Here is a 25,856-nt window from a genome sequence, read left to right on the forward strand (position 1 = left end):
TGGGTCCGGCTCAGTGTTTGAATTTAGTTTGCTTACTTACTTGCCTTCGCTAAACAGCTGATCCAGCTTGTTTTCAAAGTCGTGATAACCCAGGAACTGATACAGCTCGGCGCGGGTTTGCATCTTATCCACAACGGCACGCTGATGACCGTCATTGAGCAGTGCCTGCATCACTTCCAGTCCCGCTTTGTTGGCGGCGCGGAAGGTGCTCAGTGGATACAACACCATATCTGCACCGGCATCTGCCAGTTGAGTGGTAGAGAACAGCTCTGTTTTACCGAACTCAGTCATATTGGCCAGAATTGGGGCTTTTACCGCTTCGCGGAAACGGGTGTACTGATCCAGCTCGGTCAGGGCTTCGGCAAAAATCATGTCGGCGCCGGCTTCCAGATACGCCTGAGCACGTTCAATTCCTGCATCCAGACCTTCTACGGCTACTGCATCTGTGCGGGCCATAATCACGAAGTTGTCGTCGGTGCGGGCATCAACTGCAGCTTTGATACGGTCTACCATCTCTTCGGTACTGACTACGGCTTTGTTGGGTCTGTGACCACAGCGTTTTTGAGCGACCTGATCTTCCATATGCACAGCAGCAACACCGGCTTTTTCGAACTCTTTGATAGTGCGGGCGATGTTGAATGCGCCACCCCAACCTGTATCGATATCGACCAGCAATGGTACGTCGGTGGCAGAGGTGATACGACCGGCATCGATCAGCACATCATTCATCGAGGTCATACCCAGATCCGGCAGACCATAAGAGGCATTGGCTACGCCTGCGCCTGACAGATACAGTGCCTGGGCACCAGTTTGCTCAGCCATTTTGGCGAAGTAGGCATTCATGGTGCCGATAATCTGCAGTGGTCTGGCATTGGCCAGCGCCTGACGGAATCTTAATCCTGCGCTCATTTGCGTTTCCTTATTGATTGAGTGACGACAGGCCTTCAGCCTGTTGCATAGCTTTAAGTTTGTTTTCTGTGCTGATGCGGCCACGTTCGATATGACGGCGCATCAACAGGGCGGCCAATTCGCCATCACCCCCGGCAATGGCTTCTACTATGGCCTTGTGCTCTGCAATGGCTTCTACAGGGCGGTTACGGTTGGAAGTTTGAAATCGGTACATACGCAGCAGATGGTACAGACCACCCACCAGGGTTTCCTGCAGATGGCGGTTACCACTGGCCTGAATAATCTGATAGTGAAAATCCACATCCCCCTGTTGTTGAAAATAGGGGTCGTCGCTGGCAAGAGCTGCCTGCTGGCTTTTTATCAGGGATTTGAGTTTGGCTAATTGTTCCGGGGTGATGTTTTTGGCGGCCAGTTCACAGGCCATGGCTTCAAGCACGCTGCGTAATTGATAAAGCTCATTGAGCTCTTCTATGGTGAGATGCGCGACTCTGGCACCTATATGGGGGGCGCGAACAACCAGGCGTTGTCGCTCAAGAGCCTGCAGCGCTTCTCTGGCAGGGCCCCGGCTGATACCAAAACGCTGGGCGATATCCTGTTCGTTTATCTTACTGCCAGGAGCCAGTTCGCCCCTGATAATATCGGTCTGCAGTTCACCCAGCACCTGATCGACCAAACGGCCCGGCTTGGCCTGTTTGTCAGCATCTTTGTCCTGTTCCCTGTGTAGTGTGACCGAATCCATATCACCCCCTGATGTTGGTGCTTAAAAACTAGGCTTTATCGCGCTCATTGTCAACAATGAATTAACCAAAAGGTAACCTTTGGTGTGTGAATTTAAAATTAAGGTGCTGATAAATAATGTTTTGATGGTATTGGTTTGAGTTTTTCGGGCTTCTATTGTTGACAATGATGGCGGGTTTCCTGCCATAAGCAGCAAAGAAGACAATCCTCTGTTTGGAGGATATATCGCGAGGTAATATGGTGGTAGTCACCAAGGCGCGGTATTGGTAAGGGCAATGAGATAACACTGAAATGGAAAAGATATTGATCAGCAGCTGCCTGATGGGCAATCCGGTACGTTACGACGGTAAAGATAATGGTCTGACCGACGCCTGTATCAGCCAGTGGCTGTCTCAGGGTAGGCTATTGGTCTTCTGTCCGGAAATGGCCGGTGGCTTAGTAACGCCTAGAGCCCCTGCTGAGCAGCAAGGTGACAGAGTGATAACCCATGAAGGTGTGGATGTAACGCGGGAATTCCGCCTTGGAGCTGAATTGGCGCTTAAGCTTGCCAGTGAGCATGGCGTGAAACTGGCAATATTGAAAGCCCACAGCCCCTCATGTGGAAGTAATCAGGTTTATGACGGCGGTTTCAGCCGGACTTTGATTGAGGGGAATGGTTTAACTGCTGCCAGACTCAAGCAAGCGGGTATTAAGGTGTTTACTGAGCTTGAGTTGGATCAGGCGCAGGCTTTCCTGCGGCAGTTGGAAGGGTGACCTGCAGTTCTAAATGAAGAATAAAGCCAGAACTGGGTTCTGGCTTTATTATCTCTGTAGAGGTGCTATCAGTGCGATGGGCTTTGCTCTACAAGCTGAGGATAGCTGTCAGTATCGGCATCATATTCCAGTAACAGCTGGTGGATAAGCTCATCCTTATCGGCCCACACACCATTGAGCCAGCGCTGGAAGTTGGCACGATAGGCCGCATCGCTGAAGTATTGATCGGCATCCACTTCAGGAACCGGCATGGCTTCTACCCGTACCACTACTTTTTGCACCTTACCTTGCATGGCACCAGCCAGGATGTCCCGGGGCGCATCCGGATACACCACAGTCACATTCAACAGGTTGGTAAACTGAGGTCCCATGGCTGAAAGTGCAAAGGCGATACCGCCAGCTTTGGGTTTCAGCAGATAGCGATAAGGCGAGTTTTGACGACGACGTTTTTCTTCAGTGAAGCGGCTGCCTTCCACATAGTTCATGATGCTGGTGGGAATATGGCGGAACTTCTCACAGGCTTTGCGGGTTGATTCGAGGTCTTTACCCTTGAGCTTGGGGTTCTTTTTGAGTTTGGCCGCACTGGTGCGGTTCATAAAGGGCATATCCAGTGCCCAGCAGCCCAGCCCCAGAACAGGTACATAGAGGAGTTCCTTTTTCAGGAAGAACTTAAGCATAGGAATGTGGTTACGCAAGACATAGGATTGTGCAGCGATATCAAAACCACTCAGGTGGTTACTGATCACCAGATACCAGGAGTCTTTGCTCAGTTGCTCCAGTCCCTGAACGTCCCAGTCAATTTTTGCGATTAGCTTGAGAATGCCGCCATTGCCGGTAGCCCAGGCCCACATGAAGCGATTCATCAAGTTGGACATAGCCAGACGGCCACCCTGCCAGGGAACAAATAGTTTGAGGATACCGCCTATGGAGATGAGGCCACCCCAAACAAAGGTATTAATGACCAATAGCGTACTGCTGAGTGCAAATAGAATAGGTCCCGGTAGAAAGTTCAGCATATTTAGTAATAACCTCGCTCAGTTTCAGCCAGCTTGCAGCTGACTGAGCACTTCATCCTTGTGCTGCCAAATCTGGTTCAGCTGTTGCTGAAACAGTTTCTTGAATTCCTTATCGTTTTGGTAGTCTCCCCGCATGCTGTCACCAATTTCACGTAACTCGATATTGATACGGATTTCACCACCATTGCCGCATATGTAGTCCCAGAAACTGGGAACGCCATCATTGTAACAAATAGTCACATCGACCAGTTTATCGATTTCAGCCATGGCAGACAAAGCAAACGCCATGCCTCCGGCTTTGGGACGTAACAGATGTTGGTAAGGAGAGTTTTGCTTGTCATGTTTTACCGGTTTAAAGCGAGTGCCTTCGACAAAGTTCATCACGCTGACAGGCTGATGCTTGAATTTGGCGCAGGCTTTACGGGTAATCTCAATATCTTTGCCTTTGAGCTTGGGGTTTTTCCTTAATTGAGCGGTGGAGTAGCGGCGCATAAAGGGGAAGTCCAGCGCCCACCAGGCAAGACCCAATACAGGAACATAGATCAGCTCCTGTTTGAGGAAAAATTTAAGAAATGGAATCTTGCCGTTAAAAACGCGCTGAAGGATAAGAATATCCACCCAGGACTGATGGTTGGCAATCACCATATACCATTGGTCTTTGCTTAATTGGGCGTCGCCGGTGACGGTCAGCTTTACCGGGTGGAAGTGCTTCTCCATAAAGCTATTCCCACAGATCCAGCAGCTTGCCAGCCAGTCCAGCACCCGGCTGCAGAGATTTCTCAGCGGTTTAATTGGCAGCAATTTGAATAAGCTAACCAGCAACAGAGGGGTGGCCCAAAAGAGTGTATTTACCACATAGCCCACAAAAACAATGCATCCCCTGAGCTGTGACAACAGCTTCGACATCCGCTATCTCCTGACAAATTAGGGAGCATTATGTTACTCGCTGGCGGGTTTTTCCTCAAATCAAGAAAGGATTTTAGTGGCCAAACCCGGATTTTCGGGGCGTAATCACAACAAAGTTAGTCAGTTGCTTAAAATCAGCAAAAACCATCTTTAAAGGTCAATAGCCCCTGGCTGTCTGAGGTTTACTTATTAGTCAGCAGGCTCAGTACCGACTTCAGCTCTTCCCGTAACTCCTGGAGCCGCTTCAGTTGTGCATCATCAAACCGGCAAAGCAGTTTTCCGGGAACCTCTTCGGCATGACGCTTCATTTCCAGGCCTTTTGATTGCAACTGAATATCGACCTGACGCTCATCCCTGTCATTCCTGCGTCGGGTGATAATTGCCTTCTGCTCAAGGCGTTTCAGCAGGGGAGTCAAAGTTCCTGAGTCGAGATGAAGCCGCTTACCTATTTCACTGACGCTGATCGGCTTTGACTGCTCCCACAGTACCAACATCACCAGATACTGCGGATAGGTCAGATCCAATGCTTTTAACACGGGCTGATACTGCCTCGTTACTTCGCGTGATGCGGTATACAGCAGGAAACATAGCTGGTCATCAAGTCTGGGGGCGTTTGTTCCCGTCGCTGTATTGACTGATTTCAAGGGGATTGCCTCAGCTCAACAGTTTTTGAATGTCTGCGGTCAACTTTTCCGGTGCATCAGTAGGAGCAAATCGTCTAAGCACTTTTCCTTCGCTATTAACCAGGAACTTGGTGAAGTTCCACTTAATAGACTTGGAACCCATTAACCCGGGTGCCTCTTGTTTCAGATATTGGTAAAGAGGGTGGGTGTTATCGCCATTAACCTCTATCTTGGCGAACATGGGGAAGCTGACGCCATAGTTCAGCTGACAGAATTCGGCGATCTCAGACTCACTGCCGGGATCCTGACTGGCAAACTGGTTACAGGGAAAGCCAAGTATCTCCAGCCCATTGTCTTTATATGCCTTGTACAGCTCTTCCAACCCTTTGAATTGAGGTGTCAGCCCACACTTACTGGCGGTGTTAACAATCAACAGCACTTTACCCTGATAGTCGCTCAGGCTTTTGCTGTCGCCGGTAATTGTGTTGGCACTGAAGTCGTAAATGCTGCTCATGGACATTCCTTTGGATAGCGGGTTATTTGTCTTTAGATGATTGCGAAAAATTAAGTTGTGTGCAATTTAATTTTTTAAGTCACTGCAATTGAAATAATCGATTCAAAGGAAGTTGAAGTTTGTACAGAAAATAACAGCGCCTTCGAAAAAGGCGCTGTTATTTTAAAGGTGTTAGCTCTGACTACAGCCGCGGAAGTTCTTTTCCAGGCACTCTTCAGTCATCTTCTGTGCCTGACGGATGTCGCCGAACTTCATGGTGTGGTTGAGGATTTCGACAATCTCATCACCATCGCCACCATTGTAGTAAGACAGGTTGGCCCACATGTAAGCCAGCTTTTCATTTTTGGTGGTGCCTTTACCCAGAGCATACATAATAGCCAGGTTGTTCTGAGCTATAGCATTACCCTGTTCCGCTGATTGCTGGAACCAGTTGACCGCCTGTTCATGGTTTACATCAGTGCCCTTGCCGTTGGTGAGCATCATGCCAAGATTAAGCTGCGCTTCGGAATGACCTTCTTGGCATATGGCTGTAATTTCTATACTCGAGTGAGGAGTATCTGCTTATTCGTTGTTACTTTAGTATGATTTTTGCGAAATTCGCTAACAGGTGTGTTGGTTGGTGATGCTTTGGTTTTAGCATTGCTTTTAGCGATGCTTTGTCTTTGTGTGTGGTTGCTGGTTTTTTGTTTGTGGCGTTACTTTTTTTGCGGTCGATTGTGTTTTTTGTGTGAGATTGATGGGCTGTTGTTTTTAAGTGTTTTTAAGGTAATTTTTGCCGTTTACCTTGTATAGCAAATGGAAGTGTACTAATGAAAACGATTAAGCTCTGGATATCGGTAATTGCTGTGATAACACTGTCAGGTTGTTCTGCTGTATCAACCGCGATGAAGAAACAAGATTTAGTTATAGAATCACAACTTTCGCATTCTGTGGTTTTGGAACCAGTTGCTCCATCTGAAAGAATTGTATATGTGCGGGTGAGGGATGTAAGTGGTAATAATATGCGTGCAGGTATGCTGGGGGCTTTAACACAAAACCTTCAACAAGAAGGTTTTGTAATCACTAGAAACCCCAAAGAAGCAAATTTGATGTTAGATGCAACTGTGATGAAAGCTGATAAGACGACAGCCGCAGAAGCTAGTAGAGCATTATCGTCAGGTTATAAAGGCGGAGCTGAAGGAGCCGTCTTAGCTGGTAGTATCGCCGCAATTTCTGGTGGAAGTGGACGTACAACAGGTGCTGTTGCTCTGGGGGGGGCAGCTTTGGGATTTTTAGCTGATCAATTAGTAGAAGATGTGTATTACACATTTGTACTTGATGTCCAATTACGTGAGCGCCCTCTTGATGGTGACATCGTATTAAATGAAAAAGATAATCGAACTTCTCAAGGACAGGCTTCAGTTGGGCGTACGACTAATAATAAAAGTGTGAGCACTGTTACTCGTGGTGACAACTATAACTGGCTGATTTATGAAACACGTATTGTTACTACTGCAAATAAAATGAATTTGGACATTAATGAAGCTATTCCTGCAGTTCAGAAAAGAACTGCATCGAGTTTATCTGCATTGATGCTTTAATGGATAAGGGAGGGAAACCTCCCTTAATTTAATAAGACTGTAGGTTCTCTATTTACTTTATACTTTCACAGCCGCGGAAGTTCTTTTCCAGGCACTCTTCAGTCATCTTCTGTGCCTGACGGATGTCGCCGAACTTCATGGTGTGGTTGAGGATTTCGACAATCTCATCACCTTCGCCACCATTGTAGTAAGACAGATTCGCCCACATGTAAGCCAGCTTTTCATTTTTGGTGGTGCCTTTACCCAGCGCATACATAATGGCCAGATTGTTTTGCGCGATGGCGTTACCTTGCTCTGCGGATTGCTGGAACCAGTTGACCGCCTGTTCATGGTTTACATCAGTGCCCTTGCCGTTGGTGAGCATCATGCCAAGATTAAGCTGCGCTTCGGAATGGCCCTGTTTGGCGGCTTTTTGATAGAAGTCCAGCGCCTGCTTATCATTCTGAGTCAGGGTGACACCGTTTTCGTACATGTTGCCCAGACGGAACAGGGCACCGGGTTGCTCTTGCTTGGCGGCTTTTTCAAACCATTCAACCGCTGTTTCATTACTCTGAGTTACACCACGGCCCAGGGTATAGCTCATTCCCAGATTGTACTGAGCTTCGGCATGGCCTTGCTCGGCGGCCTTTTCAAACCACTGCGCAGCTTCGCCGTTGTTCATGGCGACGCCACGACTGCGGGCATACAAGATAGCCAATTGATATTGGGCTTCGGCATCACCGGCTTTTGCCAGAGGTTGCAGCTCCTGATAAGCCTGTTGGTATTCGCCTTTGGCGATTTTGTCCATGGCGGTTTGCAGGGAGTCGGCGGAGGCGGCAGCTGACAGACACAGCGCCGCAAGAGCGGTTAATGTTCTTTTCATAGCAGTTGCGGTTACTCTGTATTAGTTGATTCTAAGTAATTGTTTGTCATGATTTTATCATTGGCTTCTGCGGCGAAATGCGTCACGACATCCAGTTTTGGCAGATACCTCGTTTGTTAAGGCGGGAAAATAAAAAAGGTTGGCAGCAGCCAACCTTTTTATATTGATTATGTTCTGTGGGCAGGGGCTATTTCAGACCGCGACGCTCCAGCAGGCCGTCAGTGGTTGGTTCCTGACCTCGGAAGTTTTTATAAGCTTCCATCGGTGGCACTGAATTACCCACTTCACGGATCGTCTTACGGAACTTCATGCCGATCTCGCGGTTCAGGCCACCCTGTGTTTGTACATAGGCGTAGGCATCAGCTGCCAGAATCTCAGACCACATGTAGGCGTAGTAGCTGGCACTGTAACCACCCGGGAAAGCGTGAGCGAAGTAGGTTGAGCGATAACGTGGCGGAATAGCCTCGATATTCACGCCGTGCTTTTCCAGTGCTTTGGTTTCAAAGCTCTCTACATCCTGCAGTGGTGTGCCTGACTTGAGGGAGTGCCATTCCAGATCCACCAGAGCTGCCGACATATATTCCAGAGTGTCGAAGCCCTGATTGAAGCTGCGTGACTTCAGCAATTTGTCCAGCAACTCTTTTGGCAGAGGCTCACCTGTCTCATAGTGACGGGCATAGTTTGCCAGCACCTGCGGATGAGCGGCCCAGTCCTCTTCAAAGGTGGAAGGGAACTCAACAAAGTCACGGGATACTGAGGTACCGGCCAGGCTTGGATACTTCACCTTGGAGAACATGCCGTGGGTACCATGGCCCATTTCGTGGAACATGGTAGTCACTTCGTCATAGCTGACAAAGGTCGGCTCGCCGTCCGGTGCCTTCTTGATGTTCATCACGTTCACTACCACAGGCTTTTCACCTGTCAGTGTAGACTGGCCGACGAAAGAGCTCATCCATGCGCCACCACGTTTGCCTTCACGGGCAAAGTAGTCAGCGTAGAAAATAGCCATGCTGGTACCGTCTTCGTCGAACATCTCATAGGCTTTCACATCAGGGTGATAAACCGGCAGATCCGGACGAGGCTTCATGGTCACGCCATACAGCTCTTTAATGGTGTAGAACACGCCGTCTTCCAGTACACGTTCGAACTCGAAGTATGGCTTGGTCATCTCTTCATCCAGCGCATACTTCTCGGCGCGCACCTGCTCGGCGTAGAAGGCCCAGTCCCAAGGCTTCAGCTCGAAATCGCCACCTGTCTTGTCGATCATCGTCTGGATATCAGCAGCTTCTTTGTTGGCGTTGGCGACAACCTTGGGGACCATGGTGCCAAACAGCTTATATACCGCCTCAGGTGTTTCCGCCATTTGTGGAGCAAGACGGTAGCTGGCCCAGTTATCAAAGCCCAGCAGTGCTGCGCGTTCGGCTCGCAGCTGTGCCAGACGGGCGACCAGAGAGGCGGTTTCATTGTCGCCTTCCAGGCCTCGGTTGGCTGAGGCTTCCCACACCTTCTGGCGCAGTTCGCGGTTTTCCAGCACAGACAGCACAGGCTGACGTGTGGTATTGGTAATGCTCAGTAGGTATTTGCCTTTGTGACCAGCAGCCTCTGCATCATCGGCAGCCATGCGAATAGCCGTATCAGACATACCGGCCAGCTCGGCTTCGGTATCCACCACTACTGCAATCTCTTTGGTCATGCGCAGTAAACGCTGTTGGAACTCATCGGTCAGCTGAGAGTGTTCTTTGTTGAGCTTGCGGATCTCTGCTTTCTGAGCTTCGGTTAATTTGGCTCCGGCCAGCACCATGCGCTGATGGTAAACCTCTACCAGGCGGACTTCCTCAGCAGACAGGTCCAGCTCATGGCGGTTGTCATACAGGGTATCGACCCGCTCAAACAAGTTGGCATTGAGGTTGATATCGTCTGAATGGGCAGACATCAGAGGCGCCATTTTACCCTGCAGTGTGCGCAGTTCAGGATTGGAGTTGGAGCCAGTCAGGTTATAGAACACCCGGGAAGCCCGGCCCAGTAGTTCGCCACTGGTTTCCAGGGCGACGATAGTGTTGGCAAAAGTTGGGGCGTCCGGGTTGTTGGCGATAGCCAGTACTTCGGCCTTCTGTTCAGCCATGCCTTGCAGCAGGGCGGGTTCAAAATGCTCGTTCTGGATTGCGGCAAAATCAGGAGCCTGATATTGCAATGCACTTGGAGCATAGAAAGGGTTATTTGCAGTCAAGGTTTGTGCCTGTTTGGCAGTTTCCGAGATCTGATTGTACTGAGCGCAGCCGCCGAGAAGCAAAACGCTTCCCACAGCCAGGGCGAGTAGGCTCTTATGCATGTTTGATTTCCTGATTGTTATTGTAATGCTTGAGGAGGTTCACGGTTCAGACGGGATTAATGTCTGGTGAAAACCTTGTTGCTTTTAGGGTTAAGCTATTGGATTGTGTCCAATTCATTAGCACCATACAAGCATAATTTAAACAAAAGCAGGAAAACTTGATTTCAATATATCAATTGATTTACTTGAGTGTTTGCTTAATTTTGAAGCAGGTTTTCAAACGCGGAAATAAAAGGCTGCCACTGGCAGCCTTTTATAATTGTTAACTGATTCGGGCAGTCACTGCTGCCAGACTAGCAAATGGTGCCAGCGCCCTGGGTGATATCCACTTCATGGTCGATAACGGCCTGGGCGGCGATGGCCAGGCCTTCAGTGATCATTTGCAGTGACATGGCAGGCTGGTTGCCGTCTGTGGCTTGCTCTGGCAGCAGTGGAATATGCACGAAGCCGTGGCGGATACCACTGTCACCCAGATAGTGCTGAACACCGTAAAACAGGTGGTTGCACACAAAGGTGCCTGCAGTGTTGGAGACCTGAGCCGGAATGCCGCGGTCCTGCATGGCCTTGGTCATGGCTTTAATGGGCAGGGTGCTGAAGTAGGCGTCAGGGCCGCCTTCCACAATCGGTTGGTCCACAACCTGAATACCCTCATTGTCGGGAATGCGAAAATCATCCACATTGATGGCAACCCGTTCCGGAGTAATACCGGCACGGCCTGCTGCCTGACCTACAGTGATCACACAGTCAGGCTGGTGGGTTTCAATGGCTTTAATGACCGCATCCACAGCTTTAAAGCGGACGACTGGCACCTGGCAGGTCACGATAGTGCCACCATTTAGTGCTCGTCCTTCTAAACGTTTTACCGCTTCCAGCGCAGGATTAATGCTGGCGCCACCAAAGGGTTCAAAGCCAGTGATCAGAATCTTTTTCATATTGCTCTCTTTTCTCAGAAGGCCAGGAAATACATCAGGGCAGTATTCAGTGCCAGCATGCACAGGCCTGGTGCAACCTGGGTATATATCACCTGATTTTTGTTTTTCAGCTCCAGCAGGGCTGCGGGCACCATATTGAAGTTGGCGGCCATGGGCGTCATCAGGGTGCCACAATAGCCGGACAACATACCCAGCACGCCGATAATGGCAGGGTTACCGCCCTGATCGACCATCAACAAAGGAATACCCACGCCGGCCGTAATTACGGCGAAAGCGGCAAAGGCGTTACCCATCACTATGGTGAACAGCGCCATCCCCAGGGTGTAGGCCATTACGTAAGCCAGCAGATTGTTGTCCGGCACTATCACTTTGACGATTTGCGAAACAGTTTCACCTACGCCGGCCTGACTGAACAGAAAGCCCAAAGCGGCCAGGAATTGGGACAATATCGCTGCCCAGCCAATGGCATCAATCAGGCGGCGCCCTTCATGCAGGCTCTGTTTGGCTTCGCCTTTGGTGATCCACAAGGCTACGCCCAGAGCCAGCACTGAGCTCAACCCCAAACCGACCAGCGCACTTTCAGAGGTCAGCTGGCTCCACGCAATCGTCCCTACGGGCACCAGGATGGCAGGTATAAAGAGTTTGTTTTTCAGCGATTCAGCACCGGCTTTGCGGAACTCTGCACTGCTTTGGCCATATTGGCCCGTGCTCATAAAGCCGCCGGCAGCCAACAGCGTCAGCGCCAATACCATCAGGCCGGTCACCCAGTTGGGAATAAATGGACCAAGACAGAATGACAAGCCATAAACCAGCCAGAACAAGCCGGTACCCAGTCGCTTGGCATTGTGTTTGTCAGCAAAGGTTTGCAGCGCGAAGGCGATGAGCAGCAGGCCAGTCGCCTGATAAATATATTCCAGCATTATTGGTTTTCCTGCTGTTTTGCCACTTGCTTAAGGCGACGATCGGCGCGCCAGGCAAACAGGCCAAAGATAATCACAGAGCCGATGGCCGTTGGCAGTGCCCAGATATACATATCTTCCAGTTGCACCGGAAAGCCGTTGTCATCCAGTACGCCTTTAATCAGCAACAGGCCACCGGTACCGATGAACAAAAGTTGGCTGAAGAAGTTGCCAAAGTTCTCACTTGCGGCAGACAGGGCTTTCACCTTCTGGCTTTCATCTTCGGCGAGGGGCTGACGGCCCTTCTCTGCTGCGGCTTCTGCCATGGGTGCTACCAATGGGCGGATCATGGAGGGATGGCCGCCCAGGTTAAGTCCCATGGCATTGGTCACCTTGCGCAGCAGCAGGTAGGTCATCAGTACTCTGGCGGCAGAAGCGTTCTTGATAGAGCCAATCAATTGTTCTGCTCGCTCCCGCAAGCCAAAACGCTCCAGTACACCAATCATGGGCAGAACCAGAATAAACAGGGACATATATCGGTTATTGGTGAATGACTCTCCAAGAATTGAGAGGATCTGCATGGGACTGATATCAGCCACCAGCCCGGTGACAACACCGGCAGTAAGGATCACCAGCAGGGTGTTGAGCTTAAACGCCAAACCCAGAGTGATAATGACAACGCCGATTAGCGGCCAGAAGTCGATCATAGTGAATACCTGAAGTGTCTCAGTGGTGAGTAAATTAGTTTGTACTGCTGAATACCATGGCGCGGAAACAGTCTTCAAGACAAAAGTTGGGCTGGAACAGAATAAATCTCTTTTACTTCCGGTAATTTTGTTGCTTTCTGGAATAACGTAATGAATTCGGTACTTTTTACTAACACGAATGTCGGAAATTGGATTGAATAAGTGGCATGCTGATATAAATGTTGCCATTTGTATTCTTAAGTTTGGCTGGTATGGCCTGTTGAATACCAGATACACAAAGTAACACTTGCAGCGGTGCTTAAGTCATTGATGATTCGTACAATGGCTGCCGCTTTTCGACCTGGAACTATGGAAGTTGGTTGAGATAGGGTCAGCATAAAATGGAGAACTAAATGACCGCAGTTGCCGAATCCCCGGATTTGATAAAATTACCTGTGTCCCGCCTGGCATTGGGTATGTACGTCACCGCGATCGATCAACAGGGTAAGGTGACAGTGGTGAACGCCGGTTTGCTGAAGCACAAGGATGCCATCACTCATCTGGTCAAAAGCGGTATTCGATTTGTCTGGGTCGATGCAGAAAAGTCTTTGCCCGGCAGTGGCCTGAAGAAAGCTGATTCAGCGGCTTCTTTGCGAGGAAAGGACAAGGTCAAATTTGGCGCCGGAGCTAAAACGAAGTTAGGGCTGGCACCCAATCAGATGCGCCAGCAAAAGGCCAAAAACCTGCTGTTTGAGGCTAAAGGCTTAATCCGCAAGGTATTGGGTGAAGTGTTTGAAGGGAAAGCTATCGAAGTCGCTCCCTTTGAAGCTCTGGCTGATAACCTTATCGAGTCTGTTATGTCTGATGCCGGGGCGATGCAGTTTGCCTCTGCACTGAGGAGTAAAGACGCTTATCTGCTTGAGCATTCTGTGAATGTAGCTGTTTTACTGGTGACATTTGGGCGTCACCTGGGCTTTGATGCCACAACATTAAAGCAGTTGGCGGTTGGGGGGATTTTGCATGATATCGGTAAAATCAAAGTGGATAACCAGATCCTGCATAAGCCCGGCAAACTGAGCGAAGAAGAGTTTGAGCATATGAAGCTGCATCAGGTGTATGCCATAGATGCGCTTGCAGAAGCTCCGGACTTGCATCAGGTGAGTAAGGATGTGTGCCTGATGCACCATGAAAAGCTAGATGGACGGGGCTATCCCAACGGCTTGAAGGGAGATGAGATTCCTCTGCACGGCCGGATGAGTGGGATTTGCGATATCTATGATGCTTTGACCGCGACCCGTTGTTATAAAGAGGCGATGAGCCCAGCATCGGCCTTCAAAATACTTCTGAGTCTGACGCCTCATCATCTGGATCAGAAGCTGGTTTACGAGTTTATCCGCTGCGTAGGTGTGTATCCTGTCGGCTCCTTGGTGGAGTTATCCGATGGCAGGGTAGGGATTGTATGGGAAACCAATGGGCGTGAGGTACGTCAACCCATAGTGAAGTGTTTCTATTCTCTTAAACTCAAACGCTACACCCAGGTGACTTATGTGGATCTGCTTAAATCTGAGCTTGAGATAGAGCGCGGTGTCACTCCCGGAGCGCTCGAGGTAGACCCTTCGCCTTTCTATTAGGGCACTATAGCTGCCAATGAATTTGAGGCTCTCCCCTTTCTGCCAGAATTTGGTTGGCTGTGGAAAAATGTCTACAGCCGAAAAAACCTCTGTGAGCTGACAAAGGAGATGGGTGAGGTGCCGTGAGCACTATATGCTTTTGTGAATTGATTACCTGACCCTTCTTCTGAGCATGTGACCCCCAGAGCATGAAAATGACTCCTTGTCTGTGGTCGTTAATCTGCTGAATGACTCTGTCAGTAAACTGCTCCCACCCAAGATGCTTATGGGAGTGCGCCTGTCCACCCTCGACCGTCAGCACTGTGTTGAGTAGGAGTACACCTTGCTCGGCCCATGATTGCAGGTAACCATGGTTTGGAACTTGAAAGCCGGGAATATCACTGGCCAGCTCCTGATAGATATTTTGCAGCGAGGGTGGAGCTTGAATACCGTGTTTGACTGAAAAACACAGACCGTGGGCCTGTCCTGGTCCGTGGTAAGGATCCTGCCCCAGAATCACGACTTTTACTTTGTCAAAAGGTGTGACGGCGAAGGCACTGAATACTTCCTCTTTGGGAGGGTAGACCGTAATACCCTCAGCTCTTCTGGCTGCCACATATTTCAGCGTATCCATAAAATAGGGCTGACTTTTCTCTGCTGCCAGCACATCCGTCCAGGTTGTCATCTGTTCGAATTCCATTTGCTATTTATCTGCTTTCAGCATGCCATGGAACTCAGGTAAGGTCATCCGGGCTAACAGTTAGCGGGTTTGAGCCAGACTGGCGAGTAACCTGTCCATGGCCCGGAATCCCAGAGCTCTTGCCAGGTGTTTGCGCTCTACTCTGTCATCACCATCCAGATCGGCTATGGTGCGGGCCACCCGTTGCAGGCGGTGAAAACTGCGCACTGACAGACCTAATTTCTCCACACTTTGCTCCAGAAATCTTAAATCCTGTTGGCTCAATCCGGTTGTTTGTTCCAGCTGCTTACCACTGAGTGCAGAGTTGAGCACACCGGCTCTGGCGAGCTGTTTGTCTCTGGCGGCCAGTACTCTGGCACGAACCTGCTCACTGGTTTCGCCGCTTTCTCTGGCTTCACTCAATGTGCCCGCTGGCAGACGTGGTACATCGATACTGAGATCGAACCTGTCCAGGAAAGGTCCTGACAGACGGGAGAGGTAACGGCTAATCTGCTCAGGCGTTGCCCGGCTTTGGGGGCCTGCATCGCCACAGGGGCTGGGATTCATGGCGGCAATCAGTTGAAAGTCACTGGCAAAGGTCAGCTTGGCTGCAGCTCTGGAGATCACGACTTCACCGGTTTCCATAGGCTCCCGCAAACAATCCAGCACTTTTCTGGGAAACTCTGTCAGTTCATCCAGAAACAGTACACCTCTGTGGGCCAGGGAGATCTCTCCCGGCTTGGGAATAGCGCCCCCGCCTACCAGCGATATGGAAGATGAAGTGTGGTGAGGAGCCCGAAAGGGCCTTTGGTAGAACAGTCCGGGATCTGTGTTCATTCCCGCTACTGAATGAATGGCCGCAACATCAAGAGCTTCCTCATAATCCAGTTGAGGAAGCAGTCCCATAATCCGGCTGGCCAGCATGGTCTTACCGGTTCCGGGAGGGCCCAGAAAAAGCAGATTGTGATTGCCGGCCGCTGCAATTTCCAGTGCCTGTTTAGCCTGGTACTGGCCTATCACATCACTCAGACAGTTGACGGCTGGAGCCGGTGTAGCAGATATCCATTGGGTATCCTGGCTGATACCGGCAAACTCCTGTTGACCATGCAGTGCAGCGGATAGTTGCTGCAGATGAGTGGCAAACCTGACTTTGGGATAGCCTACCAACTCAGCTTCGGCTCTATTACCAACGGGCAGAATAAGCTTACGACTGGCAGCCTGAGACTGAATCACCATAGGTAGCATTCCGGGGCATTCCCGTACCTCTCCGGACAGCGCCAGCTCTCCGGCAAATTCAGTATCTTTAAGTGACTGCAGAGGAATTTGACCCGATGCGGCCAGGATCCCTATCGCAATGGGCAGGTCATATCGGCCCCCTTGTTTGGGTAACTCGGCCGGTGCCAGGTTCACAGTTATCCGGCGCATGGGAAACTCAAAGCCAGAATTGATGATGGCACTGCGAACCCGTTCCCGGGACTCTTTGACCGATGTTTCGGGAAGTCCTACGAGACTGAATGTGTGTCAATAAGACCGGAAATGTAACCCCGAAAGGCTCTTGCTTATTAGTTTTTAATTTCAATAAGTTAAAGAGTTTTGGTGTTTAAATCCTATTTCTTTATTTGCTGTTGAAAAAGTAGAGATTACCCCCAGTTCTTGATGGCTACACCCTACTTCTCACGTTAAATAAGGAATCTATAATGCCCAAGAATACCAAGAAGACCTCACCAAAAGTGGCTTCTCATGCTGCTAAGACTTTACAAGACCCTGCAGCTTCAAAGACAGCTAAGAAACTAGCCGCATCTGCACTGTCTCAAAGCTCTTCAGATAAGCAGACAGGTTCAGAGATGGAAGAGTTCGCTGCTAAAGTCTTAAAAAGTGAAAAATATAGTGATGGCACCAAGACGCTTGCGGCATCAGTTGTGTCGCAGTCGAATAAGAAGCGGTAAGGTCGAACCCATATTCTGAACTAAATTCATTGGAGCAAGGATGCTCTAGACTTAGTGGTGGATTGCGTTCCCTATTGAACAAGGAAGTCTAATGATGAGTTCAGCCTCAACGAGCCTGCTTTCGCCCATTGCTTGTATCTGGGTTCTTCAACTCTTTTCTATTTCGTCACAATCCCTCGCAGTAACTCAACCTCATGTCACTGTATCCCAGGTAGTGAGCATCTATGATGGTGACAGTATTACAGTCAATGTTGATGAATGGCCTCCTTTCTTAGGAGAAAAGATTACGGTCAGAGTGAAGGGGATTGATACTCCTGAGCTTCGAGGAAAATGTGATATGGAAATTCAACAAGCGAGAATGGCTAAACAGTTCACCGTTAGTAAGGTCCGAAACGCCAATATCATCACTCTGTCAGGTATCGAGAGAGGTAAGTATTTTAGGGTTATCGCAGATGTGAGCCTGGATGGTGTAGACCTTGGTGACCTGCTTTTGAATGCTGGCTTGGCGATTCCCTACAATGGTGAGAAGAAACCTGATTGGTGTAAGTGAGTAAGGCAAGCTCTTTCTTCTATCAGGCTCTATTTTTCAAAGGATTACCCTCTAACTACCTACTAGCCTATTGTCCTTGTGAGACACTAATTCCGAGCGCTACTATGTGCAATTGAATTCCTGAGAAGCTAGTTGAGCAACTAAGCTGCAGGGACTTGTTACTGATGGTTTATTGGTCATCCAAGGGGGCGCTGTGCCAGTTAGCTTTGAAAAACTGATTATTGGTGAGAAGTATGAAAGACCTTATTTGTCTGACTTATGGGGTTACAAAGGGTTCCAGGCCATTTCTAGGGGAGTAGTCACACCTGCTGGAACTAACTTCATCGTCTTGTTCGTAACAAAGCAAAAGCAATCAGCATTGACCCAGTACAACGATTATCTAAATGGTGATTTGCTCCATTGGGAAGGCGAGGAAAAGCACTCGTCTGATAGCCGTATAGTTAACGCCAAAGCCGCAAACGAAGAGATCCACCTTTTCTACCGCGATATACACCATACCCCGTTTACCTACTACGGACAGGTACTCCTAAAAACGCATCAGATTCACACTACATCCCCAAGTCAGTTCATTTTTTCTCTAATCAATGATGAACGCAGACCAGACATATTTGAGGATATTGAGATACACCAGAGGGAATTCAAAGCTCTTGAGCAAACAGAGAAAGAGGCTGTAGTAAAGAGTCGAATAGGGCAAGGTGTTTTCAGGGAAAGAGTCATTGAACTATGGGGGAGTTGTGCGGTTACAGATCTAGCCAACACCTCGATGCTTAGGGCTTCCCATATCAAGCCGTGGCGAGATTCATCTAATCAAGAACGCCTTGACCCAATGAATGGCCTTTTACTACAGCCAAACCTGGACCACTTATTTGATTTAGGTTTCATCACATTTGATGGCCAAGGGGTGATTATGTTTTCACCGACGTTATCTAGTGATGACATTCAAAAACTAGGATTAACCCCTTCAACGAGGCTGAGGAAGCTTCCAGACCAATTAGCCCATTACTTGGATTATCACCGAACCTCTGTGTTTAAAAGGGACTAGTCTGCAAAGCCTTATTTGATGCTTATTGGTTGTTTGATGGGACATATCGACTATGGCGTAGGGAGCGGTGTGGTAGAGGATTTATCTCTAATAGGTATCTCTAATAGGTATCTCTAATAGGTATCCCTAATAGGTTTTTTCTTTTAGTTCTTTCTAATAGTGAGCCTAAATTGGGCTGTATATAGTGAGCCTAAATTAAATTCCAATAGGACTAGGGAAAGTAGACTGCACACGATGGAACGCTTGCGTCGGGTGTATCAGGGAAGGCTCCCAGGGGCTCCTGTGACGGGCTTTCTCAATGTATTCGTTGGATGGTGTTAGCAATCAGTCAGCCCCGCTTAGGGGGCTTCTCAGGATCGTTTAACAGGGTGTGAGACACAAAGAGTCGATTGCGAAATACCAGCTAAAGACCCGCCTTGGCTTTTACCCTTTGTACCGTGCTGATACCCACTCCTACCTTCTCTGCTGCCTTCCTGATGGACAACCCAGAGTCCAGAGCTGCGATTATTTTTTCATGCTTCTTGGTATCAGCTTTACGGCCTTGGAACTTCTGACTCCAGAGTTCAGGGTTCGCCCTAAGCGCTTCTCTGCCAGCCTCTGCTGACGCCAGTCTGTTGACCCTTTCGGCCTCTGCCATACCTACCAGCATGGTAATCAGCATATCAGTGACCATCTTCTGCTGGGTTCCACCAGTGTAGCTAAAGGTCATGCCTTGGTTGATGGTCTTGATGGTGACTCCCTTATGGAGGAGATCCCTCATTACCTGCCCTACATCGTCATAATCCCTACCTAGACGGTCTACCCACCAGACAACCAGAGTGTCACCAGAGCGGAGGCCATGCTTCAACAGCGCTCCCAATTCAGGACGCTCATTGGCTGGCACAGTGCCGCTAACACCGTGGTCAATGTAGAGCTTAATGCTGCCGTATTCCTTCTGGATAGCGTCTCTTTGGCTTTCAACTGACTGCCCCTTGGTTGATACCCTGATGTATCCAAAGGTCTGTTCATTGCTGCTGGTGGACTGAGAAGAGGTGTCCTGATTGGTGTGTTCCACTGTGTTCATACTGCTCACCAGTGTGGTCAATTGGTTGGTGTATTTATATTGGGTGTGTTCGTATCAATAAGTCAACACCTAATGAATACAATTAATGTGTCCCATGAGTGTGGTCATATGGTCATAATCTAATGAGCTTTGTGAATATGGTGGGCCTCCCTGCCCAACCTAATTATCAAACTGTTAGGCCCCTAGGCAACCTCTGAGAATCCCCAGCACAAACTGATAGAATAACCCACGCAGGATTTGTGGGATAACTCGACGCCATCGAATTCTATCTAAGAGGGGGTTATTCGGTTTTTGCATTAGCTACTCCTAATGAACTGGTCTTACCACATGCCGTGTCAAGAAAGTATACTATGCTGTCAACAATACAACGGTTTGAAATCGTGGAATCTTGGTCGAGAAAACGATTCATATCTGAAGTAAAACTCCTCAACACGTGAGTGGATGACGGATTTAAAATTGGGAAATCCTGAAAGGGCTTTCCCTTTTGTCGTTAGCTTTGTTAGCTAAGTGGTTATTCTACAGACTCTTTTGCTGTTCGCAAGTTGCAAATCAATAGTCATTCTGTGGATAAGTTGAGAATATCTTCAGGTGTAAGTATTCACTCTCAATCTTGCGCATCATCCTAATACTGGTGCCTGCGAAAGTTCATCACATCTATTCTTTTAATCAGATACTAATTTGTCGAATTTACCCTAGGTACGGGGGGATTTTCAGCAAAGGCTATATATCCAATCCCCTTACAAGTTTTTACCCATTTTTCAAACAGTAGAAGTGTTCCTACGTGAAATCTGAATGGTTTCGAAGGGAAAGGCCTCCAGATCTTGGAGACAATAAACACTTGGTATTTCTTGTTACGTCATTTCGATCAGTTCAGCCTCAATAGCTCTCTTAGACTTAGGGCGATTTCTAGGTTTACCTCGTTTGTCATTGAACTGAATCCACAGACCATCATCTCCTGACCAGACAGGATAGCTGTTCTCATCAAAGATTCTGGTGTATGTGAACTCATTCACTTTGATAAGCCCGTTACCGACAACAATCTTAATTCCCATTTGCAGCAAAATCCTATGAAGGGTTCTTCTTGCATCAGAGTCTGTAATACGCTGTCTTAGTTGCTCTAACTGGGTTTCGGGTGGAAGCTCAGGTTGTGCTCGTTCAGCTTTTTCTATCTGAGCCTTCAGGTCATCACATTCAGATCTCAGTAAATCGTGTTTAGCTTTAAATGAGTCATTGATACCTAGAGTAGCGATTGCTTCTGCAAGGTTGTCCATTCCTTCCTGTGCTTTCATCAACTGACCTTTAAGGGCTTCAAGCTCTTTAGGTGTCACTGTCACTTGTGGTTTTACCAATTGATAGCCGTGTTTTACCAAGCTCATCAGGATGATTTTCTCGGCATGGGGATAGAACATATACGGCATGTTGCAGTCGTGTCTTCCAGAGTACTTGTTTGAGCAAACTAAATAGACTTCATTAGGCCGCCCCTTGTCGTTATATCTCATGGTTGCACCACATTCGTCACAACGAACCATCGTAGAGAAGATGTTGTTAAAGTTATCGTTTCTTCCACTTTTACTGTTGTTAGTCTTCATGACCTGGTGGTAAACCTTCCAATAGATTCCCTCATCAACAACAGGTGGATAGTAGTCCTTTATCAAGTCACCTACGGGGGTTCTGTGGGCTCCCTTTCCTACGTGGGGTTGATAGTGACCGATAACGCTTCCATTGTTGATTAAGCGTTTAACTGAGGTCATAGCCCAGGGTTTACCCGTATGACTGACTATTCCGTTTTCGTTAAGGTGTCTAATTGAGGGGAGAGGGCCGTATCCTTTCGACATTAAATTGAATAGTGCCCTGATGCTGTTGGCTCTATCTTCAATGACTTCAAACGTGACTAGGCCATTCTTCTCAACTTTTCTCAGCCAAGAAGGGGTGAATTGTTTCACCTTGAGTCCTTTAGCGACATCAGCCTTTTTCTTGTCCCATGCGGCTTTAAGGCGCTTACTCTTGGTCTCAGACTCTTCGTGGGCGCGACTCATGATGAATAGGGATAACATCAACTGAGTTATATTCAGACCTTTCCTATAAACCTGATTATCCATCAGGGTAACGACAGTTATACCAAGGTCCACGATCTCTAAAAGAAGCCTCAATGCCTTCTCAACTTCCATGCGAGTAAGACGGTCTAATGACTCTAGAATGAGCGTGACATCTGAATGAATGGTTCCGTCTTTGACCTTTTGTATGAAGCAACCTAGCGCACCTTCTGCCAGGTTTTTACCTGTGAAGCCAGATACTCCTGAATCTAGGTAGATTGACTCATCTAGAGTTAGTCCGTGCTTCTGACAGTAGTTTCTGGCGGCTTCAATTTGTCTTCGATAACTATCCCCAAGGGCTTGGGAGGCGGTACTAAAACGGATATAGCTAATGGCGGTTGTGTTGGACATTGGACACCTACAACAAGATGGTGAAGCAAGCGGGTATGCTCTCATGGGTTACGAATAGTTACCTTAAGCTACCGCAAATTATGGTCTTATCCTCCTACGTTCCTGAAGGCTGGTAAACCGTTGCTGAGGTGTACTTCTACTGTTACCTCAGGTGCATCCACACCGCACAACGCCCGGGTGATAACGCAGGCCATGGCCATATCTCAAATCCTTTTGCTGATGATGCTGGTTATTCGTGATAGTTGACGGCTTTGGGGAGTTCCATATCTGAATTAAATACCTGAAAACTACGGGTGCTACGTTTGGCCTGATACATAGCGATATCGGCGCTGACCAGCAGACTCTCTCTGTCATGCCCGTCCTGAGGAAAAGTGGCTATCCCTATACTGGCTTCCACCGGATCCTGGAAGCGACCACAATTAAAGGGCTGTGCCAGTTTGGACTGGATCTGTTGTGCCACTTCCACTGCATGTCCAACATCTGATTCCGGCAACAGGATTGCCAGTTCATCACCGCCAATACGTGCCGGCACCGCACCTTCGGGAATGGTATTTTGCAAACGCTTGGCGATAGTTTGCAGTACCATGTCACCGTGATCATGGCCATAGGTGTCATTGATAGGTTTAAAGTTGTCTACATCCACCAACATGCAGCAAAAGTTGGCGTCAGTATCGGCGATAAGCTGATCCAGCTGTTCGTAAAAGTACAGTCGATTAGGCAGCCCGGTCAGCGAGTCATGATAGGCAAGGAAGTGCTTTTGTTCGGCGATACGTTTGAGGTCACCTATGGTTTGACGACTCATTCGGGTGATGATGTATACGAAGCCACCCCCACCACAAAAAATGGCCGACACCACCATATCGACGCTGTTTACCTGTTTACTGGCCAATACCCAGACAAACCCCACATATCCCAGCACGAACAGCATGATCATGCTGAGCAGCACCATCCAGCCATTGTGCTGGTAATCTGACATATGGATGATCTGAAATGCCGGGGACAGTGCGCTCAGTAGCCCGCTCAGACCTATGCATACAATGGTAATTGCCAGTATTTCCATAGTTACACGCCAATTGATTTGACCCTAAGTATAGTCAAGCCTGAGTGCGGCGAGATGGTACCCTGTGATTTTGACAGGGACAGTAATGAAGGGCTTATAGCGGGTGCTTTCCTTATTGTTGTCTGTGTGAGGTGGCCCCTCGCCAATTTGGGGGCCTTGGGTATATACTGAGCACAGCAAATTTGCTGTCTAACTTCAGGGAGAAATGCTTAAGCCCCCATTCCCGGGAAAATAAGTTATATCCCTCAATATGTTGGCTTTCGCTTTCAGTCAACCTGACCTCATCTTTACCATGACTTCACTGGCGCCATTATCAGGCCGGAGTCTGGGTTGCAGGCCTTCTCCCTAAATTTCCGTGCCTTTGCATTAAGGGCGCGTTTCAAGGTGCTTTATGGGCTTATTTGAAAACTTATTGGTTATATTTTGTCTTATCGGTGTCAGTTGCTTTTTCTCTATGTCAGAGATCTCCCTCGCGGCGGCACGCAAGATGCGACTGCGTCAGTCGTTGGAGGAGGGAGATCTGCGCGCCGGAAAGGTGTTACAGCTGCAGGAGCATCCGGGCAGCTTTTTCACTGTGGTGCAAATTGGTCTGAATGCCGTGGCCATTATGGGCGGTATTGTGGGTGAGTCCTCTTTTACCCCCTATTTCCGTGCGGCGCTGGACGGAGTATTACCTGCGGCTTATCTGGATCAGGTGAGCTTTCTGCTCTCCTTCGTGATGGTCACCAGTATGTTTATTTTGATCGCCGATCTCATGCCAAAGCGCATCGCCATGGCGATCCCTGAAAAAGTGGCTGTGGTGCTGGTCGGCCCTATGCTGGTGTGTATTACCCTGCTCAAGCCATTTGTGTGGCTGTTCAATATGCTGGCTGACGGCATTATGAAACTGCTGAGCCTGCCAACGGTGCGTAATGACGAAGTCACTATAGATGATATGTACGCTGTGATGGATGCCGGTGCTGAGGCCGGTGTGCTGGATAAAGATGAGCAGCAGATGATTGAGAATGTGTTTGAGATGCAGACCATTCCTGTGACGGCAGCCATGACCTCCCGTGAAAGTATCGTCTACTTCCTCAGCTCAGATTCGGAAGAGGATATCAAACGCAAGATCACCGAAGATCCCCACTCCAAGTTCCTGGTGTGTGATGGCCAGCTGGACAATATTAAGGGCTTTGTCGATGCCAAAGAGCTGCTGCTGCGCCTGATTAACGGTAAGAGTCTGGACCTGAATGATGCCAAGGTGCTGCATACCAGTTTGATTATTCCGGATACCCTGAACCTGGCTGAGGCGATGGAGTTCTTTAAAAACCACAGAGCCGATTTCGGCGTGGTAATGAACGAATACGCTCTGGTGGTAGGTATTGTCACCAGTAACGACCTTCAAAGTGCCGTGATGGGTACCTGGGCACTGCACGACGTAGAGGAGCAGATCGTTGCCCGTGATACCAACTCCTGGCTGGTGGACGGCGTCACGCCAATCACAGACGTGATGCGTGCCTTTGAAATTGAAGAGTTTCCCTACAGTGAGAACTATGAAACCGTGGCCGGTTTCGTGACTTATATGCTGAGGAAGATCCCCAAGCGCACTGACTTTGTGGTCTACGCCGGTTTTAAGTTTGAGGTGGTGGATATCGACGCCTTCCGGGTAGACCAGTTGTTGGTGACCCGCATCGATGCTGCCGATAATCCATTGCCCGTGTTGCCTCCTGTGGATGACAAGAAGCAGTAGCTTTTTGCTGCCTGAATCCCATTAGGTAATGATGTTGAAAAACGCACTGATGATCCCATCATCGGTGCGTTGTTTTTTACAGCAGCAGCCAAGTACAAAAGGCTCTATGGGCACGGGTGAGTCCAGCAGCTCAATTCTGTCCCGTACCGGGCTGTTATCCAGTACCGCTGAGGGCAGAATACTGATACCACACCCCAGGGCAACCATGGATGTTATCGCTTCATGACCAGAGGCCTGAGCATAGATGGTGGGTCTTATGCCCATCTGCCGAAACCAGGCGTCACAGCGACGGCGTGCCGGGCCATGGTCCGGCACAATAAAGGGTAATTGCTCCCAGGGGATTGGCTTTTGCTGCAACAGGGCTCTGGCATGGCAGGGCACCACAGGTACACTCAGGTGCAGTGGCACAGTATCTATGGCGCTGAAAAACAGACTGTTTGGCAAGTTATCCGGTCTGGCTGCGATAGCGATATCGGCCCGGCCCTGTTGCACCTCGGTGACGGCGTTGGCCGCATCACCTGTGATCAGATTAATCTCTACCTGAGGTTGTTCCTGCCGAAACTTATCCAGCAAGTTGGGCAGATGGCTGTATGCCGCCGTCACCGAACAGTAGAGGTTCAGCTTACCCTTTAGTTGAGCCCGGGGATCCAGCCTGCCTTTCAGCTCCTGCCACTGCTCCACTGTCTCCCTTGCGAATTGCTGAAACTCTCTGCCCGCTCTGGTTAATGCCACAGATCTGTTATCCCGCTCCATCAGGCTCGACCCCACCTGCTGCTCCAAACGTTGTAATGCCCGGCTCAGGGTTGACGGGCTCATATGCATTTGCTCAGCAGTGCGGCTGAAGTTAAGGCTGTCGCACAGGTGCAGGTAAAGCTGCAGTGACCTGATATCCATACTGTTATTTGAATCCCTTTGGCTGATTTTGTGTTGCGTAAAACGCAATAACATTTTGTGAATATATCAGTTCAGGCAATATTTGCCATGGG

Annotated in this window: 24 protein-coding genes and 1 pseudogene; 7 read left to right on the plus strand and 18 right to left on the minus strand. The window is 48.9% G+C overall.

The features are described 5' to 3' along the window. Nucleotides 1–36 precede the first annotated feature (36 nt). Both prpB and ACFOE0_RS11515 read right to left on the minus strand, forming a co-directional pair. Entirely contained in the window at nt 37–909 is an 873-nt protein-coding gene (prpB, locus tag ACFOE0_RS11510; RefSeq protein ID WP_248937440.1) for a methylisocitrate lyase, read from the minus strand. Nucleotides 910–919: 10 nt separating this feature from the next. After that, complete coding sequence (locus tag ACFOE0_RS11515) at nt 920–1,648, minus strand: GntR family transcriptional regulator (protein ID WP_248937441.1); 729 nt, start codon at nt 1,646–1,648, stop codon at nt 920–922. A gap of 290 nt (nt 1,649–1,938) precedes the next feature. On the opposite strand from ACFOE0_RS11515, the gene ACFOE0_RS11520 reads away from it, so the two are divergent. Beyond that, a complete protein-coding gene (locus ACFOE0_RS11520) occupies nt 1,939–2,400 on the plus strand; it encodes a DUF523 domain-containing protein (RefSeq protein WP_248937442.1) in 462 nt (153 codons plus the stop codon). A gap of 68 nt (nt 2,401–2,468) precedes the next feature. Here ACFOE0_RS11520 and ACFOE0_RS11525 read toward each other — a convergent pair whose 3' ends face one another. The 5 genes from ACFOE0_RS11525 to ACFOE0_RS11545 all read right to left on the minus strand — a co-directional run bounded on the left by ACFOE0_RS11525 (nt 2,469) and on the right by ACFOE0_RS11545 (nt 5,999). Then, the gene (locus ACFOE0_RS11525) at nt 2,469–3,416 is read right to left on the minus strand and encodes an acyltransferase (RefSeq protein ID WP_248937443.1); all 948 of its coding nucleotides are present in this window, start codon (nt 3,414–3,416) and stop codon (nt 2,469–2,471) included. Nucleotides 3,417–3,440: 24 nt separating this feature from the next. Continuing rightward, complete coding sequence (locus ACFOE0_RS11530) at nt 3,441–4,322, minus strand: acyltransferase (protein WP_248937444.1); 882 nt, start codon at nt 4,320–4,322, stop codon at nt 3,441–3,443. A gap of 182 nt (nt 4,323–4,504) precedes the next feature. Beyond that, complete coding sequence (locus tag ACFOE0_RS11535; protein ID WP_248937445.1) at nt 4,505–4,966, minus strand: MarR family winged helix-turn-helix transcriptional regulator; 462 nt, start codon at nt 4,964–4,966, stop codon at nt 4,505–4,507. A 10-nt stretch (nt 4,967–4,976) separates the two neighbouring features. Then, complete coding sequence (locus ACFOE0_RS11540; protein ID WP_248937446.1) at nt 4,977–5,459, minus strand: glutathione peroxidase; 483 nt, start codon at nt 5,457–5,459, stop codon at nt 4,977–4,979. A 171-nt stretch (nt 5,460–5,630) separates the two neighbouring features. Beyond that, entirely contained in the window at nt 5,631–5,999 is a 369-nt protein-coding gene (locus ACFOE0_RS11545) for a tetratricopeptide repeat protein (RefSeq protein ID WP_346347871.1), read from the minus strand. Between the two features lie 269 nt (nt 6,000–6,268). On the opposite strand from ACFOE0_RS11545, the gene ACFOE0_RS11550 reads away from it, so the two are divergent. Next, a complete protein-coding gene (locus tag ACFOE0_RS11550) occupies nt 6,269–7,039 on the plus strand; it encodes a complement resistance protein TraT (protein WP_248937448.1) in 771 nt (256 codons plus the stop codon). 52 nt (nt 7,040–7,091) lie between these two features. On the opposite strand, the gene ACFOE0_RS11555 is transcribed toward ACFOE0_RS11550, so the two are convergent. The 5 genes from ACFOE0_RS11555 to ACFOE0_RS11575 all read right to left on the minus strand — a co-directional run bounded on the left by ACFOE0_RS11555 (nt 7,092) and on the right by ACFOE0_RS11575 (nt 12,768). Then, on the minus strand, nt 7,092–7,901 hold the full coding sequence (locus ACFOE0_RS11555) for a tetratricopeptide repeat protein (RefSeq protein WP_248937449.1): 810 nt from the start codon (nt 7,899–7,901) through the stop codon (nt 7,092–7,094). A gap of 187 nt (nt 7,902–8,088) precedes the next feature. Further along, nucleotides 8,089–10,230, minus strand: coding sequence for a M3 family metallopeptidase (locus ACFOE0_RS11560; protein WP_248937450.1), 2,142 nt, complete (start codon nt 10,228–10,230; stop codon nt 8,089–8,091). Between the two features lie 293 nt (nt 10,231–10,523). Beyond that, entirely contained in the window at nt 10,524–11,162 is a 639-nt protein-coding gene (gene pcp / locus ACFOE0_RS11565; protein ID WP_248937451.1) for a pyroglutamyl-peptidase I, read from the minus strand. Nucleotides 11,163–11,176: 14 nt separating this feature from the next. After that, nucleotides 11,177–12,082, minus strand: coding sequence for a DUF979 domain-containing protein (locus ACFOE0_RS11570; RefSeq protein WP_248937452.1), 906 nt, complete (start codon nt 12,080–12,082; stop codon nt 11,177–11,179). After that, nucleotides 12,082–12,768, minus strand: a complete 687-nt coding sequence (locus tag ACFOE0_RS11575) for a DUF969 domain-containing protein (protein WP_248937453.1) — start codon at nt 12,766–12,768, stop codon at nt 12,082–12,084. The genes ACFOE0_RS11570 and ACFOE0_RS11575 overlap by 1 nt, the downstream gene beginning before the upstream one ends. A 392-nt stretch (nt 12,769–13,160) precedes the next feature. Between ACFOE0_RS11575 and ACFOE0_RS11580 the strand changes: the two genes are divergently transcribed. Continuing rightward, nucleotides 13,161–14,378 carry an HD-GYP domain-containing protein gene (locus ACFOE0_RS11580; RefSeq protein WP_248937454.1) on the plus strand — a complete coding sequence of 406 codons (1,218 nt, stop codon included), beginning with the start codon at nt 13,161–13,163 and terminating at the stop codon, nt 14,376–14,378. Nucleotides 14,379–14,382: 4 nt separating this feature from the next. Here ACFOE0_RS11580 and ung read toward each other — a convergent pair whose 3' ends face one another. Both ung and ACFOE0_RS11590 read right to left on the minus strand, forming a co-directional pair. Further along, the gene (gene ung / locus ACFOE0_RS11585) at nt 14,383–15,042 is read right to left on the minus strand and encodes a uracil-DNA glycosylase (protein ID WP_248937455.1); all 660 of its coding nucleotides are present in this window, start codon (nt 15,040–15,042) and stop codon (nt 14,383–14,385) included. A 75-nt stretch (nt 15,043–15,117) separates the two neighbouring features. Then, a pseudogene (locus tag ACFOE0_RS11590) lies at nt 15,118–16,551 on the minus strand (YifB family Mg chelatase-like AAA ATPase); the annotation flags it as partial. Nucleotides 16,552–16,733: 182 nt separating this feature from the next. Here ACFOE0_RS11590 and ACFOE0_RS11595 point away from each other — a divergent pair. The 3 genes from ACFOE0_RS11595 (at nt 16,734) to ACFOE0_RS11605 (ending at nt 18,574) form a co-directional block, all read left to right on the plus strand. Further along, nucleotides 16,734–16,982: a hypothetical protein gene (locus tag ACFOE0_RS11595; protein WP_248937456.1), complete on the plus strand. Its 249-nt coding sequence runs from the start codon at nt 16,734–16,736 to the stop codon at nt 16,980–16,982. A gap of 91 nt (nt 16,983–17,073) precedes the next feature. Then, nucleotides 17,074–17,532 carry a thermonuclease family protein gene (locus ACFOE0_RS11600; RefSeq protein ID WP_248937457.1) on the plus strand — a complete coding sequence of 153 codons (459 nt, stop codon included), beginning with the start codon at nt 17,074–17,076 and terminating at the stop codon, nt 17,530–17,532. A 193-nt stretch (nt 17,533–17,725) separates the two neighbouring features. After that, nucleotides 17,726–18,574 (plus strand): HNH endonuclease, encoded by an 849-nt coding sequence (locus tag ACFOE0_RS11605; protein WP_248937458.1) that lies wholly within the window; start codon nt 17,726–17,728, stop codon nt 18,572–18,574. A 403-nt stretch (nt 18,575–18,977) separates the two neighbouring features. Here ACFOE0_RS11605 and ACFOE0_RS11610 read toward each other — a convergent pair whose 3' ends face one another. The 3 genes from ACFOE0_RS11610 to ACFOE0_RS11620 all read right to left on the minus strand — a co-directional run bounded on the left by ACFOE0_RS11610 (nt 18,978) and on the right by ACFOE0_RS11620 (nt 23,141). Beyond that, nucleotides 18,978–19,637, minus strand: coding sequence for a recombinase family protein (locus tag ACFOE0_RS11610; RefSeq protein ID WP_248937459.1), 660 nt, complete (start codon nt 19,635–19,637; stop codon nt 18,978–18,980). 851 nt (nt 19,638–20,488) lie between these two features. After that, nucleotides 20,489–22,081, minus strand: coding sequence for a recombinase family protein (locus tag ACFOE0_RS11615; RefSeq protein ID WP_248937460.1), 1,593 nt, complete (start codon nt 22,079–22,081; stop codon nt 20,489–20,491). 229 nt (nt 22,082–22,310) lie between these two features. Further along, complete coding sequence (locus tag ACFOE0_RS11620) at nt 22,311–23,141, minus strand: GGDEF domain-containing protein (RefSeq protein WP_248937461.1); 831 nt, start codon at nt 23,139–23,141, stop codon at nt 22,311–22,313. A gap of 391 nt (nt 23,142–23,532) precedes the next feature. On the opposite strand from ACFOE0_RS11620, the gene ACFOE0_RS11625 reads away from it, so the two are divergent. After that, on the plus strand, nt 23,533–24,870 hold the full coding sequence (locus ACFOE0_RS11625; protein WP_248937462.1) for a hemolysin family protein: 1,338 nt from the start codon (nt 23,533–23,535) through the stop codon (nt 24,868–24,870). Nucleotides 24,871–24,891: 21 nt separating this feature from the next. Here the strand turns inward: ACFOE0_RS11625 and ilvY are convergent, their stop codons facing one another. Continuing rightward, a complete protein-coding gene (gene ilvY, locus ACFOE0_RS11630; RefSeq protein WP_248937463.1) occupies nt 24,892–25,764 on the minus strand; it encodes an HTH-type transcriptional activator IlvY in 873 nt (290 codons plus the stop codon). Nucleotides 25,765–25,856 lie beyond the last annotated feature (92 nt).

It is taken from the genome of Shewanella submarina (genome assembly GCF_042646185.1).
Lineage (GTDB): Bacteria > Pseudomonadota > Gammaproteobacteria > Enterobacterales > Shewanellaceae > Shewanella > Shewanella corallii.